Origin of the sequence: Allobosea sp. RCC_152_1 (assembly GCF_041360765.1) — a bacterium.
In the GTDB taxonomy this organism is placed as follows: domain Bacteria; phylum Pseudomonadota; class Alphaproteobacteria; order Rhizobiales; family Beijerinckiaceae; genus Allobosea; species Allobosea spartocytisi.
On sequence record NZ_JBFUPU010000010.1, the window covers coordinates 85,002 to 96,343 of the forward strand.

Annotated in this window: 13 protein-coding genes; 6 read left to right on the forward strand and 7 right to left on the reverse strand. The window is 66.5% G+C overall.

From position 1 onward, the window contains the following. Nucleotides 1-71: 71 nt before the first annotated feature. Nucleotides 72-803, reverse strand: coding sequence for a TerC family protein (locus AB6806_RS24750; RefSeq protein ID WP_370955750.1), 732 nt, complete (start codon nt 801-803; stop codon nt 72-74). A gap of 168 nt (nt 804-971) precedes the next feature. Next, the gene (gene secB / locus AB6806_RS24755; protein WP_038359486.1) at nt 972-1,460 is read right to left on the reverse strand and encodes a protein-export chaperone SecB; all 489 of its coding nucleotides are present in this window, start codon (nt 1,458-1,460) and stop codon (nt 972-974) included. A gap of 255 nt (nt 1,461-1,715) precedes the next feature. Between secB and AB6806_RS24760 the strand changes: the two genes are divergently transcribed. From AB6806_RS24760 to AB6806_RS24780, 5 genes are all read left to right on the forward strand, one after another. Further along, nucleotides 1,716-2,444 (forward strand): Tim44/TimA family putative adaptor protein, encoded by a 729-nt coding sequence (locus AB6806_RS24760; RefSeq protein WP_038359484.1) that lies wholly within the window; start codon nt 1,716-1,718, stop codon nt 2,442-2,444. Next, a complete protein-coding gene (gene mltA / locus AB6806_RS24765) occupies nt 2,441-3,607 on the forward strand; it encodes a murein transglycosylase A (protein WP_370955751.1) in 1,167 nt (388 codons plus the stop codon). Before AB6806_RS24760 ends, mltA begins: the two co-directional genes overlap by 4 nt. Nucleotides 3,608-3,776: 169 nt before the next feature. Next, nucleotides 3,777-4,172 carry a Smr/MutS family protein gene (locus AB6806_RS24770; protein ID WP_370955752.1) on the forward strand — a complete coding sequence of 132 codons (396 nt, stop codon included), beginning with the start codon at nt 3,777-3,779 and terminating at the stop codon, nt 4,170-4,172. After that, the gene (locus AB6806_RS24775; RefSeq protein WP_038359477.1) at nt 4,169-4,546 is read left to right on the forward strand and encodes a helix-turn-helix domain-containing protein; all 378 of its coding nucleotides are present in this window, start codon (nt 4,169-4,171) and stop codon (nt 4,544-4,546) included. Before AB6806_RS24770 ends, AB6806_RS24775 begins: the two co-directional genes overlap by 4 nt. Nucleotides 4,547-4,651: 105 nt before the next feature. Further along, nucleotides 4,652-5,650, forward strand: a complete 999-nt coding sequence (locus AB6806_RS24780) for an adenosine kinase (RefSeq protein WP_112765086.1) — start codon at nt 4,652-4,654, stop codon at nt 5,648-5,650. A 161-nt stretch (nt 5,651-5,811) separates the two neighbouring features. Here AB6806_RS24780 and AB6806_RS24785 read toward each other — a convergent pair whose 3' ends face one another. The 4 genes from AB6806_RS24785 to AB6806_RS24800 all read right to left on the reverse strand — a co-directional run bounded on the left by AB6806_RS24785 (nt 5,812) and on the right by AB6806_RS24800 (nt 10,120). Beyond that, nucleotides 5,812-6,447 (reverse strand): pyridoxamine 5'-phosphate oxidase family protein, encoded by a 636-nt coding sequence (locus AB6806_RS24785; RefSeq protein ID WP_038359471.1) that lies wholly within the window; start codon nt 6,445-6,447, stop codon nt 5,812-5,814. A gap of 238 nt (nt 6,448-6,685) precedes the next feature. Further along, the gene (pnp, locus tag AB6806_RS24790) at nt 6,686-8,857 is read right to left on the reverse strand and encodes a polyribonucleotide nucleotidyltransferase (protein WP_370955753.1); all 2,172 of its coding nucleotides are present in this window, start codon (nt 8,855-8,857) and stop codon (nt 6,686-6,688) included. Nucleotides 8,858-9,119: 262 nt separating this feature from the next. Then, nucleotides 9,120-9,389: a 30S ribosomal protein S15 gene (gene rpsO / locus AB6806_RS24795; RefSeq protein ID WP_038359463.1), complete on the reverse strand. Its 270-nt coding sequence runs from the start codon at nt 9,387-9,389 to the stop codon at nt 9,120-9,122. A gap of 323 nt (nt 9,390-9,712) precedes the next feature. Then, nucleotides 9,713-10,120 (reverse strand): winged helix-turn-helix transcriptional regulator, encoded by a 408-nt coding sequence (locus AB6806_RS24800; protein ID WP_051987561.1) that lies wholly within the window; start codon nt 10,118-10,120, stop codon nt 9,713-9,715. Between the two features lie 124 nt (nt 10,121-10,244). On the opposite strand from AB6806_RS24800, the gene AB6806_RS24805 reads away from it, so the two are divergent. Next, nucleotides 10,245-10,856 carry an NAD(P)-dependent oxidoreductase gene (locus AB6806_RS24805; RefSeq protein ID WP_370955754.1) on the forward strand — a complete coding sequence of 204 codons (612 nt, stop codon included), beginning with the start codon at nt 10,245-10,247 and terminating at the stop codon, nt 10,854-10,856. An 82-nt stretch (nt 10,857-10,938) separates the two neighbouring features. Here AB6806_RS24805 and AB6806_RS24810 read toward each other — a convergent pair whose 3' ends face one another. Next, nucleotides 10,939-11,289, reverse strand: a complete 351-nt coding sequence (locus AB6806_RS24810) for an Atu4866 domain-containing protein (RefSeq protein ID WP_038359458.1) — start codon at nt 11,287-11,289, stop codon at nt 10,939-10,941. Between the last annotated feature and the right edge of the window lie 53 nt (nt 11,290-11,342).

The following is an 11,342-nucleotide window of genomic DNA, read 5'->3' on the forward strand; positions in this document are numbered from 1 at the left end:
GCTCCGGGACTCCGTCGGCAAGAGATGCTCGGGTCAAGCCCGAGCATGACGCCTGGCTACGAGATGGGAGCCTACGAAGCCCGCCGGCGCGACAGCATGTTGAGCGCCTCGACCAGCGCCGAGAAGGCCATCGCCGCGTAGACATAGCCCTTCGGCACATGGACGCCGAAACCCTCCGCGATCAGCATGCCGCCGATCATCAGCAGGAAGCCGAGCGCCAGCATCACGATGGTCGGGTTCTTCTCGATGAACCGCGCCAACGGATCGGCGGCGAGCAGCATCGTCAGCACCGCGACGATCACCGCGATCACCATCACCGGGACATGCTCGGTCATGCCGACCGCGGTGATGATCGAATCGATCGAGAAGACGAGGTCGAGCAGCAGGATCTGGACGATCACCCCGCCGAAGGTGACGCCGGCCGCGCGGCCGCCATCGAACATGTCCGGGCCCGGATCGGGATCGACCTTGTGATGGATCTCCTTCGTCGCCTTCCAGACCAGGAAGAGGCCACCGGCGATCAGGATGAGGTCGCGCCATGAGAAGGGCTGGCCGAGGACCGTGAAGAGCGGGGCGGTGAGCTTGACGATGATCGCGACCGTGCTGAGCAGTGCGAGCCGCAGGACGAGCGCAAGCCCGATGCCGATCTTGCGGCCTTTCGAGCGCTGATGCTCCGGCAGCTTGTTGGTCAGGATCGAGATGAAGATCAGGTTGTCGATGCCGAGCACGACCTCCATGGCGATCAATGCTCCGAGCGCGGCCCAAACGGCGGGGTCGGAAGCAAGCGTCATAAGGGCGTCCATCGGGTCTCCATCGGATAAGGAAAAGGCGGGCGTCCCGATTGGGGCGTCCGCCAGATGCGCATCCGACATGGCGAGGGGCCAGACCCTTCGCAAGGGCAACAATCATCCGCAACAAACGAAAAAGGGCCCGCGAGGGGCCCTTTCTGTTGGCGTGGGAAGTACCGGCGCTCAGGAATTGGCGGCGCTGGGCTGACCCTGAACCTGCTGCTGATAGAGCGCCGCGAAATCGATCGGCGGCACATAGAAGGCCGGGAAGCCGCCATTCTGCACCGCTTCGGCGATGATCTGGCGCGCGAAGGGGAAGAGCAGGCGCGCGCAGTCGATCACCAGCACGGGGTGGATGTGCTCCTCGGGGATGTTCTGCAGCCGGAAGACGCCGGCATAGCTCAGGTCGAAGGCGAACAGCGTCTCGCCGTTGAGCTCGGCCTTGCCCTCGAGCTTCAGCACGGTCTCGTAATCGATCCCGCCGATATTGCTCGTGCCGACATTGACCTGCAGCGACATCTGCGGGCCCGCCTGGGCGTCCTGCTGGGCGAGCGCGCGCGGCGCCTTCGGGTTCTCGAAGGAGAAATCCTTGGTGTACTGGATCAGGGCATTGAGGCTCGGAGCCGTATCAGCGGCGCCGGCGCCGTTGCCGTTGGGAAGTTCGTTGGCCATCGGTCCCATCTTGTTCTGGCAGGCTGTCTCGGGAAATCCCGCGCCTCCTTGGGCATTCGAGATTGCGCTCCGCCTCCGGGGCGACGCGCGCGTCGGCTATCATGGACACGAGAACGGCACAAGAAGTCGCCTTCACAAGCCGGGGGGTGGATGTTACGAGCCTGTCTCACCATATCACTGTGGTGACGGCCCGCCGCCGGCGATCTGGCAGCGGTTAGAACCATGACAATACGGGGAGCCGCGGGTCAGCCTTCAATGCAAAATTCCTTCGACATAACGACTCTGGTCTTCTTGGCTCTGGCCGTTTTCGTCGCCTGGAAGCTGCGCTCTGTCCTCGGTCAGAAGACCGGCAACGAGCAGCCGCCGAAGGATCCCTTCATTCGTCGCGAGGCGCCGCCGGTGCGGCCGGACCAGGCGCAATCGTCCGACAAGCGCGACAATGTCATCCGTCTGCCCGGCGCGGCCAACGACCCCGCCGCGGTTCCGGTCCCGGCGGCCGAGCGCTGGAAGGATATCGCCCCGCCGGATTCGCCGATCGGCCAGGGCATCGACGCGATCATCCGGCAAGAGCCGGATTTCGATCCGCGCGCCTTCGTCGAAGGTGCCAAATCCGCCTATGAGACCATCGTCACGGCCTTCGCCCGCGGCGATCGCAAGATGCTGAAGGGCTTGCTGGCGAAGGAGGTCTATGACGGCTTCGAGCAGGCCATCACCGAGCGCGAGAAGCGCAACGAGAAAGCGGAATCCAACTTCGTCTCGATCGACAAGGCCGATCTGACCGCGGTCGAGGTCAAGGGCAAGGCGGCCCAGGTGACGATCGCCTTCGTCTCGCAGCTCATCAGCGCGACGCGCGACGCGCAAGGCGCCGTCGTCGACGGCAGCGCCGATCAGGTTTCGGAGGTCAACGACATCTGGACCTTCTCGCGCCAGCTCGGCAGCAGGGACCCCAACTGGCTTCTCGTCGCCACCGAAGCCGGCGCGTGATCCGTGGCGCCGCGGCCGCGCTCGCGCTGCTGGCGGCCTCTTCTTTTCCTGTCATGACGGCTCTGGCTTCGCCTTTTCCTCTTCCGGGCGGCGCCCGCGCCGAACCGCTGTCGCCGGGCGAGATCGCCGGCTGGCGGCAGGACGATCAGGCCAGGGCTTTTGCCATCTTCGCACAGGGCTGCATGGCGGACCCGCCATTGCGCCAGGCGGTGCCCTTGCCGGATGGGCTGGATGCCGCTTGCGAGAAGGCGAAGGCGCTGGCTGCGGCCGGTCCCGTCAGCGCCGAGCAGGCGCGCGATTTCTTCGAGCGCAATTTCAGCTTCTGGCGCATCCGCCCGGCCGATGCGGAAACCGGCTTCATGACCGGGTATTTCGAGCCGGAATTCGAGGGCGCGCTGACGCGTTCCGACGCGTTCCCGACCCCGCTCTATGACCGCCCGAAGGATCTGGTGACGCGCCAGCCCGGCGACGACTGGCCCGGCCTCGACAAGGCTCTCTCGGCCGCCCGCCGCACCGGTGACGGCCTGGAGCCCTTCCCCGACCGCACCGCGATCGAGACCGGCGCACTCGACGGGCAAGGACTCGAAATCCTCTGGCTGCGCGATCCCGTCGATCGCTTCGTGCTGCAGGTCCAGGGCTCCGGCCGGGTGCGCCTGCCCGACGGCTCGGTGACGCGGCTCACCTATTCCGGTCGCAACGGCCTGCCCTATACCTCGCTCGGTCGCGTGCTCAGCCAGCGCGAGAATATCCCGCCAGAGCAGATGACCATGGACCGTCTCGTCGCCCGGCTGAAGGCCGATGCCGGTTTCGCGCGCGACCTCATCCGCCTCAACCGCTCCTTCGTCTTCTTCACCCGCCGCGACGACCTGCCGGCCGGGGCCGGGCCCGTCGGTGGCGCCGGGCTGCCGCTGACGCCGCTGCGCAGCATCGCCATCGATCGCAATATCTGGCCCTATGGCCTGCCGGTCTGGATCGATGCGACCATTCCCGATGGCGAGGGAGGCGACGCGCATCTCGCCCGGCTGGTGGTCGCGCAGGACACCGGCTCCGCCATCCTCGGTGCGGCCCGCATGGACCTCTTCGTCGGTTCCGGCGCTGCCGCCGGACACCGCGCCGGGCTGATCCGGCATCCCGTTTCCTTCACTGTGCTCTGGCCGCGCTGAGATGCGGTCGCGCCGGGGCAAGACGCTGACGGAGGCCGATATCGCGCTCTGGCGACAGGTGGCGCGCTCGGTCAAACCGCTGCCGGGTCGTGCGCCCGTGGAGCCCGAGTCCGCTCCGCCGCCCGCAGCGCCCGCGCCGACGGAGACCTCCGTTCTTGTCGTTGCAAGCATGTCCACGGCGAAGACGGCCCCGCCGGCCGCTCCGCCGCTCGCGCCGATCGAGCGCCGCCTGCGCACGCAGCTTCGGCGCGGCCAGCAAACTGTCGAGGCCTCGATCGATCTGCACGGCATGCGCCAGGGCGAGGCGCATCTGGCGCTCTGCGCCTTCCTGCGGCGCGAACAGGCGCGCGGCACGCGCATCTGCCTCGTCGTGACCGGCAAAGGCGGCCCGGCTCCGGCCTTGTTCGGTGACGAGCGCGGCGTCCTGCGTCGGATGGTGCCGCATTGGTTACGGCTCGCGGAGCTGCGCCCGCTGGTGCTGGGCTTCGAGGAGGCCGAGCAGCGCCATGGCGGCTCGGGCGCGCTCTATGTACGCCTGCGGCGGCTCAGGGAGTTCGGGCCGTGACGCCCTTCGGCCGGCGCGTGCGCGAGCTGCGGCAGCAGCGCGGCCTCACGCTGGCCCAGATGGCCGAGGGGCTCGGCGTGACGCCGGCCTATCTCTCGGCGCTGGAACACGGCAAGCGCGGCCGGCCGACCTTCACCCTGATCCAGGGCGCCATCCACCTCCTCGGCATCATCTGGGACGAGGCGGACGAGCTCGTGCGCCTCGCCGACCTCTCTCATCCGCGCGTCACCGTCGACACGGCGGGGCTCGATGCGGAAGCGACGCTCTTCGCCAATCGTCTCGCCCGCGAGATCGGCGGGCTCGATGCCGAGGATCTGCGCCGCATGGCCGGCATCCTCGACGAGGTCGCAGCGCGGCGCGATGCGGGCCATTGAAGCTCTCCCGGATGTCCCCGGCTTGACCCGCTGCCGGGCTGATGCGACACGGCGCCACCAACCTTTCGGCCTTTCCGGCCGACCCTAACCCGGACCCGACCGCTCATGACCAGCACCCGCACGGACGTCCTCGCCCTCGGCAACGCCATCGTCGATGTCCTCGCCTCGGCCGAGGAGGATTTCCTGATCGCGCAGAAGCTGACCAAGGGCGCGATGATGCTGATCGACGAGCCGCGCGCGGAATCGCTCTATGCGGCAATGGGTCCGGCGCGCGTCATCTCCGGCGGTTCGGCGGCGAACACCATTGCGGGCCTCGCTTCCTTCGGCGGCAAGGGCGCCTTCATCGGCAAGGTCAAGGCCGATGAGCTCGGCAAGCTCTACCGGCACGACCTGACTTCGCTCGGCGTCGCCTTCGGCACCGCCGACGCGGCGGACGGCCCCGCCACGGCCCGCTCCTTCATCATCGTGACGCCGGATGGCGAGCGCACGATGAACACCTATCTCGGCGCCTGCCAGGGTCTCTCGGTCGCCGATGTCGATGCAGCCGCCGTGGAGAGCGCCGACATCGTTTATCTCGAAGGCTATCTCTGGGATCCGCCGGCGGCGAAGGAGGCCTTCCGCAAGGCCTCGGAGATCGCGCATAAGGGTGACGGGCGCGTCGCCATCACCCTCTCCGATTCCTTCTGCGTCGACCGCTATCGCGACGAGTTCCTCGGCCTCGTCCGCAACCGCATGGTCGATCTCGTCTTCGCAAATGAGCACGAGCTGAAGAGCCTCTACCAGACCGCGGATTTCGACACGGCCCTGTCCTGGCTGCGTTCCGAGAACATTCTCGCCGTCGTGACCCGCTCGGAGAAGGGTGCGCTGGCGGTGACGCCGGACGGCATCGTCGAGGAGCCGGTCTTCCCGGTCGAGCGCGTTGTCGATGCGACCGGTGCCGGTGATCTCTTCGCCGCCGGCTTCCTCTATGGCCTGACCTCGAATCGTGAGACGCGCGATTGCCTGCGCCTCGGCGCGCTGGCCGCGGCCGAGATCATCTCGCATGTCGGCGCCCGGCCGGATGTCAGCCTGAAGACGCTGGCCGGGAACGAAGGGCTGCTGTGAGTTCTCCTTCTCCCCTCGGGGGAGAAGGTGTCTGCGGAGCAGACGGATGAGGGAAGGGTCGCGTCAGCGGCCCTTTCTTGTTTTCGGCAGGTGCGCCCTCATCCCTCAGCGCCGCACGCTGCCACCTGTTCCCCCGGAGGGGAGAAGGAAGCGCGGCCTCTTCAATACAGCGTCGCCTTGACCCGCGCCGGCAGCGCCGCGTCATAGGCCGCGCCGTCGAAGGTTTCGACCGCGGCATTGCGCGCGGTGATGTCGCGCAGGATCGTGCCGGGCGAGGGCAGGGTCCGCTTGTCGACCTGCCGCTCCGGGTTCCAGAGCTCGGCCCGCACCACCGCGCGCGAGCATTGGAAGTAGACCGCCTCGACGTGGACGATCATCACGCTCGCAGGCAGCTTTCCGGCCATCTCGAAGCGAGCGCACAACCCAGGATCGCAGGATAGCTCGGCGCGTCCGTTCACGCGCAATGTCTCCCCATAACCGGGGATCAGGAAGAGCATTCCGATTCGATCGTCGGACAGGATATTCTTCAATGAATCCAGCCGGTTATTGCCTTTTCGGTCGGGAATCAGGAGCGTTTTCGCGTCCCGGACCGTGACAAAGCCCGGCAGATCCCCGCGCGGCGAACAATCCAGGCCCTCCGGACCGACCGTCGCGAGCACGAAAAACGGCGAGGCGGCGATCAGCGCTGCATAATTCTCGTCGACATGATCGATCTCCTTGAATCCCGAAGCCGGCGCGACGGGAGCGGGATAGGCGCGGGCGAGATCGTCGAGCGAAGCGATGCGGTGGTCGGACATGCCGGTCTCCATGGAACGGCATATGTCTAGACTATTAAAGGTGACACCGCCACCGTCATTCCGGGCAAGCGAAGCGCAGATCCGGAATCCATCATAAGGTACCGCACCACTCTACGGTGGATTCCGGATCGTCGCCGCTTCGTGGGTTGTCCGGAATGACGGCGCACCGAAAAGCAAAACGCCCCGCATCCTGCGATGCGGGGCGTCTCGTTTCACGTGAATCGCGTGATGGGTCGGCTTACTCGGCCGCGCCCTGCTTCTCGCGGGACTTCTCGGCCTCGCGCTGCGCCTTGAGCTTCTCCGTGAGGTCCTCGCCAGTCGCCTGGTCGACGACCTTCATCGAGAGGCGGATCTTGCCGCGCTCGTCCTGGCCGAGGAACTTGACCTTGACCTTGTCGCCTTCCTTGACGACGTCCGAGACCTTCTGAACGCGCTGCGGAGCCAGCTCCGAGATGTGGACGAGGCCGTCCTTGGCGCCGAAGAAGTTCACGAAGGCGCCGAACTCCATGATCTTGACGACGGTGCCGTCATAGATCACGCCGACTTCGGCTTCCGAGACGATCGACTTGATCCACTTGATCGCCGCTTCGATCGACTTGCCGTCGGCCGAGGCGATCTTGATGGTGCCGTCGTCCTCGATGTTGACCTTGGCACCGGTCTTTTCGACGATCTCGCGGATGACCTTGCCGCCGGAGCCGATGACTTCGCGGATCTTGTCGACCGGGATCTTCATCGTCTCGATGCGCGGCGCGAACTCGCCGAGCTGGCTGCGCGAAGCCGAGAGCGCCTTGTTCATCTCGCCGAGGATGTGGTCGCGACCGCCCTTGGCCTGGTCGAGGGCGACCTTCATGATCTCCTCGGTGATGCCGGCGATCTTGATGTCCATCTGCAGCGAGGTGATGCCGTCCGCAGTGCCGGCCACCTTGAAGTCCATGTCGCCGAGATGGTCCTCGTCACCGAGGATGTCGGAGAGCACGGCGAAGCGCTCGCCCTCGAGGATGAGGCCCATGGCGATGCCCGCAACCGGCGCCTTCAGCGGCACGCCGGCATCCATCAGCGCCAGCGAGGTGCCGCAGACGGTGGCCATCGAGGAGGAGCCGTTCGACTCGGTGATCTCCGAGACGACGCGGATCGTGTAGGGGAACTCGCTCTTGGCGGGCAGCATCGGGCGGATGGCGCGCCAGGCGAGCTTGCCATGGCCGATTTCGCGGCGGCCGGGCGAGCCCATCCGGCCGGTCTCGCCGACGGAGTAGGGAGGGAAGTTGTAGTGCAGCAGGAAGGTTTCCTTGTAGGTGCCTTCCAGCGAGTCGATGAACTGCTCGTCATCGCCGGTGCCGAGCGTGGTCACGACCAGCGCCTGCGTCTCGCCGCGGGTGAACAGGGCCGAGCCGTGGGTGCGCGGCAGCATGCCGGCCTCGGCCACGATCTTGCGCACGGTCTTCAGGTCGCGGCCGTCGATGCGGGTGCCGTCGTCGAGGATGGTCCAGCGCACCACCTTGGCCTGGGCTTCCTTGAACTGGCCGTTGACCTGCTCCTTGGTGAAGGTGGTCTTGCCGTCCGGCTCGGCCGAGATCAGCGAGGCGACCTTGGCCTTGGCGGCGTCCAGCGCCTTGTAGCGCTCGGCCTTGGTGGTGATCTTGTAGGCGGCGCGCAGATCGGCGTCGACGAGCTTGAGGACGGCGTCCAGAACCACGGAGTTGTCGGCCGGGGTATAGTCGCGCGGCTCCTTGGCGGCCTTCTCGGCCAGGCGGATGATGGCGTCGATCACCGGCTGGAAATGCTTGTGGCCGAACATCACGGCGCCGAGCATCACGTCCTCGGGAAGCTCCTTGGCTTCCGACTCGACCATCAGCACGGCGTCCTGGGTGCCGGCGACGACGAGGTCGAGAACCGAGTCCTTCATCTCCTCGATGGTCGGGTTCAGCTTGTAGGCGCCGTCGATATAGCCGACGCGGGCACCGCCGATCGGGCCCATGAAGGGCACGCCGGAGAGCGTCAGAGCGGCGGAGGTCGCGACCATCGCCAGAATGTCGGGATCGTTCTCCAGATCATGCTGGAGCACGGTGACGACGACCTGCGTGTCGTTCTTGTAGCCTTCGACGAAGAGCGGGCGGATCGGGCGGTCGATCAGGCGGGAGACCAGCGTCTCCTTCTCGCTCGGACGGCCTTCGCGCTTGAAATAGCCGCCGGGAATGCGGCCGGCCGCGAAGGTCTTTTCCTGGTAGTTGACGGTCAGCGGGAAGAAGTCGAAGCCGGGCTTCGGCTCCTTGGCCGAGACGACGGTCGCGAGCACGACGGTCTCGCCATAGGTGGCCATCACGGCGCCGTCCGCCTGGCGGGCGACCTTGCCGGTCTCGAGGACGAGCTTGCGGCCGCCCCAGATCAGTTCTTCGGTTTGGATGTCGAACATGTGTTTTGTCTTTCGGTCGGGTTCGACCCGTCCGGTGCCTTCAGGCCCATGGGCAAGACGGCGGAACGCTCGGGTGGGAAAGGTTGTGCGCCCGAGCGCTCGGCGATCCTGCCATGGACGTCTGCGGCGCCCGGCGGGTCACGCGGGAAAGCCGCCCCATGCGGCCGCCGCGGCAGGCAGGCGCGCCGCCCCTGGCGGCCTCGCCCGAAAAGGAGCCGCCCGGAGCGCGATGCACCGGGCGGAAACGGTTTTCAGCCTTCGATCAGCGGCGGATGCCGAGCCGTTCGATCAGCGTCTTGTAGCGGCCTTCGTCCTTGCCCTTGAGATAGTCGAGCAGCGAACGACGCTGCGAGACCAGCTTGAGCAGGCCACGGCGCGAGTGGTTGTCCTTCGCGTGCGACTTGAAGTGGCCGGTCAGGTTGTTGATGCGCTCGGTCAGGATCGCGACCTGGACTTCCGGCGAGCCGGTGTCGTTCGGCTTGGTGGCGTATTCCTGAAGCAGCGCGGTCTTGCGCTCGGCAGTGATCGACATCGGGATATCCTCGTGTTCGGGTTGATCTGGCGGGCCAGGCCGGGATGTCGTCCAGCGAGGTCCGAAGCCCGCGAGCACCTCATCGTGGAAGCGTCGCGCAGCCGGCCTTTTCGGTCCGGATGGGGGGCATATACACGAAATCGGCGGAAACGCCAGCGCCTCGCGGAACACGACCGTCGGACCCAGGTTTCGCCACGGCACCCGCAGGAGATCGGGATGGAGCTGACGAACCCGACAAGCCGCTCTGGCTGCCGATGCGGCGCTTCGTCGTCGTTCGCCCGCTCAGCCTCCTGCGCGCGCCGAACGGCGTCGCGGGCTCGTGCTCACGGGAGGTTGAGCGGGAGCGGGACCCGGCCGCTTGCCGAGGGCGTCAGCCCGCGATCATAGCGCTGCTGCGCCTCCTCGATCTCGCCGATATGGGTTTCGGCCCAGAGCGTGAGCTGATGCACCGTCTGTGATAAGGTGCGGCCGAGTTCGGTCAGCGAGTACTCGACCGTGACCGGCACGGTCGCGAAGACCTCGCGCCGGACCAGCCCGTCGCGTTCGAGGCTCTTCAGCGTCTGCGACAGCATCTTCTGCGAGATGTTCTCGATCCGGCGTCTCAGCTCGTTGAAGCGCAGCGTGCCGTCGTCGAGCGCGATCAGGATCAATACTGCCCAGGTATCGCCGATGCGGTCGAGCACACGGCGCGTCGGGCAGAGGGCCTGGAAAGGGTCGGGACGTCTGAGCATGGCGGTTTCCGGCAGGTGACCATGTCGCGCGAAAGTGCCTTCTTTACGGAACGTCGCGGCGTGATCAGATAGGTTCCATTGGAATGCAGGTATCCAGAAGATACCGAAAAAAGGAACCCATGTCATGAAAATCGCATTGATCGGCGCCAGCGGATTCATCGGCTCGCGCCTGCTCGCCGAGCTCACCTCCCGCGGCCACAACGTGACCGCCATCGTCCGCAATCCTGAGAAGGTTGCGGCCAAGCCGGGCGTCACCGCCGTCAAGGGCGACGTCTTCGACAAGGATGGGCTCGCGAAGCTTCTCGCCGGCCATGATGCGGTGATCAGCGCCGTTCACTTCTCCGCCAGCGATCCGCAGACCCTGCTTGCGGCGGTGAAGCAGTCGGGCGTGAAGCGCTATCTCGTAGTCGGCGGCGCCGGCAGCCTCGAGGTGGCGCCGGGCGTCAAACTCTTCGACACGCCGGATTTCCCGGCCGCCTATCTCGACGAAGCCCGGAAGGGCGGCGCGTTCCTCGATCTCCTGAAGCCGGAGCAGGGCCTGGACTGGACCTTCCTGTCGCCCTCGGCCCTGATCCAGCCCGGCGAGCGCACGGGGAAGTTCCGTCTGGGAACGGACCAGCTCCTGGTCGATGCCGAGGGCAACAGCGCGATCTCGGCCGAGGATTATGCCGTGGCGCTGGTCGACGAATTGGAAAAGCCGGCTCATAGCCGTCGCCGCTTCACCGTCGGCTACTGAGCGATTCTCCGCACTGTTCCGAAAATGAAAAGGCCGCGCCCTCTTTCCAAGGCGCGGCCTTTTTAACCTGTCCGGCGTTGCCTCAAGCCTTGTGGAAGCGCTTCTCGCCGATGCTGAGCGTACCGCGCTTGAGCTTGCCGAGGGCGACCCAGCCGGATTCGCCTTCGAAATAGAGCTTCGAGCGATCGACGGCGTAGCGTCCGCTATGCCGGGCCCCGAGCTCGGGCTTCTGCTTGTGGAACTGCCCGTCCGGCCTCAGATCGATCAGGATGGCGCCGTCTTCCGTCTTCCAGGTGCCGATGGCGGCCTGCTCGAAGGGGGACGGGGCGTCGGTCTCGTGGAAATCGATCTCGAGCGGGCGAATGTCTCGGCTGCGCGGCGCAATGCCGGTGGCGAGCTGGCCGAGAGCCTGAAGAACCTGGCTGAGCTGCATCGGTCCGGTCTCCCTGAAAATGAGAAAACCCTGCGCCCGCTCTGGTGAGCGGA

Excerpts from the sequence above, each read along its gene's own strand:
- AB6806_RS24810 (WP_038359458.1), bottom strand. The coding sequence starts at position 11,289 with ATGCAGCTCAGCCAGGTTCTTCAGGCTCTCGGCCAGCTCGCCACCGGC.
- AB6806_RS24750 (WP_370955750.1), bottom strand. The coding sequence starts at position 803 with ATGGACGCCCTTATGACGCTTGCTTCCGACCCCGCCGTTTGGGCCGCG.
- rpsO (WP_038359463.1), bottom strand. The coding sequence starts at position 9,389 with ATGTCGATCACTGCCGAGCGCAAGACCGCGCTGCTTCAGGAATACGCC.
- AB6806_RS24760 (WP_038359484.1), top strand. The coding sequence starts at position 1,716 with ATGCAAAATTCCTTCGACATAACGACTCTGGTCTTCTTGGCTCTGGCC.
- AB6806_RS24805 (WP_370955754.1), top strand. The coding sequence starts at position 10,245 with ATGAAAATCGCATTGATCGGCGCCAGCGGATTCATCGGCTCGCGCCTG.
- secB (WP_038359486.1), bottom strand. The coding sequence starts at position 1,460 with ATGGCCAACGAACTTCCCAACGGCAACGGCGCCGGCGCCGCTGATACG.
- AB6806_RS24780 (WP_112765086.1), top strand. The coding sequence starts at position 4,652 with ATGACCAGCACCCGCACGGACGTCCTCGCCCTCGGCAACGCCATCGTC.
- AB6806_RS24785 (WP_038359471.1), bottom strand. The coding sequence starts at position 6,447 with ATGTCCGACCACCGCATCGCTTCGCTCGACGATCTCGCCCGCGCCTAT.
- AB6806_RS24800 (WP_051987561.1), bottom strand. The coding sequence starts at position 10,120 with ATGCTCAGACGTCCCGACCCTTTCCAGGCCCTCTGCCCGACGCGCCGT.
- AB6806_RS24770 (WP_370955752.1), top strand. The coding sequence starts at position 3,777 with ATGTCCACGGCGAAGACGGCCCCGCCGGCCGCTCCGCCGCTCGCGCCG.
- pnp (WP_370955753.1), bottom strand. The coding sequence starts at position 8,857 with ATGTTCGACATCCAAACCGAAGAACTGATCTGGGGCGGCCGCAAGCTC.